Below are 1,310 nucleotides of genomic sequence, written 5' to 3'. Positions count from 1 at the left end.
TCCTTGAACTGGACGTTGTTCACGACCAGCTCCAGCTTGTTGAACCCCTTGATCCGCTTCCAGCGCTTCTGGGCGCTCTGAAGCAGCTTGAAGACCATCGCCAGGGTCGTCGCTCTGGAGCCGCAGTTCCGGCTGCGCTTGCTCCGCAGGCGGACCGTGGCGAAGGTCGACTCGATCGGGTTGGTGGTGCGGATATGCACCCAGTGTTCTGCCGGGTAGTCATAGAACGCCAGCAGCTCCTCCCGATCCTTGGCCAGGCACTCCATGGCTCTGGGGTACTTGGCCTCGAAGCGTTTCACCGTGCGATCGAAAGCCTTGTGCGCCTCATCGCGGGTCTCGGCCATCCAGATCTCATGGAGGTCGGCCTTGACCTTGGGCTGCACGGATTTCGGCAGTTTATTCAATACGTTGGCAGTCTTGTGGACCCAGCAGCGCTGGTGCTCGGTCTCTGGATAGACCTTGCTCAACGCCGCCCAGAAGCCCATGGCGCCGTCGCCAACCGCTAGCTTGGGGGCCGTCGTCAGCCCGCGCTCGCGTAGCCCCGTGAGCAGCTCTTTCCAGCTGGCCTCTGACTCACGCTGCCCATCCTCGACGACGACCAACTCCTTGCGGCCCTGCTCAGTGACGCCGATGATCACCAGCAGACACAGACGGTCATCCATGCGCACGTTGCTGTACACGCCGTCAGCCCACCAGTAGACGTAACGCTGGTCTGCCAGGTCGCGCTTCTGCCAGTCGGTATGCTCGTCCTCCCACTGCTTCTTGAGACGCGACACGGTGTTGGCCGAGAGTCCCTTGGCCTGGTCACCCAGCAGGGCCGACAGGGCCTCCTGGTAGTCGCCGGTAGAGACTCCCTTCAGGTAGAGCCAGGGGATCAGCTCCTCGATGCTGCGGGCCCGCTTCAGGTAGGGCGGCAACAGCGCGCTGCTGAAGGTCACCCCGTCGCCACTGCGGTCACGGACGCGGGGCACCTTGATCTCGACGTCGCCGATACCGGTTTGCACGGTGCGCTCCGGCAGGTAGCCGTTGCGGACGACGACACGGCGGCCGTCTTCCAGCGTCTTGTCGGCATATTGCTCCAGAAACGTGCTCAACTCCGCCTCCACGGCCTTGGCGATCAGGTCTCGGGCCCCTTTGCGCAGCAGCTCATGCAACGGATCAGTAGCGCCGGTGTCTGGCTGCGTCACGGCTTGGAGAGTAGAATTGCTCATGGCGTATCCGTCCTATGTTGGTTGTGATCTGGCGAGATCAATCAACAGGATACGCCACCCTCTCTACTGCCCTCCATACACAAGAACTGAGCTTAACTC

1 protein-coding gene is annotated in these 1,310 nt (G+C 62.2%); it reads right to left on the bottom strand.

All coding sequences use genetic code 11. From position 1 onward, the window contains the following. The coding region (locus tag L1249_RS17325; RefSeq protein WP_228169124.1) for an IS256 family transposase at positions 1 to 1,211 on the bottom strand (1,211 nt) is incomplete at its 3' end. Positions 1,212 to 1,310 lie beyond the last annotated feature (99 nt).

The organism is Halomonas sp. Cn5-12 (assembly GCF_021532545.1).
Taxonomy (GTDB): domain Bacteria; phylum Pseudomonadota; class Gammaproteobacteria; order Pseudomonadales; family Halomonadaceae; genus Vreelandella; species Vreelandella aquamarina.
Note: the sequence above shows the minus strand (reverse complement) of the source record. Positions and strands in the feature narration are given on the sequence as shown.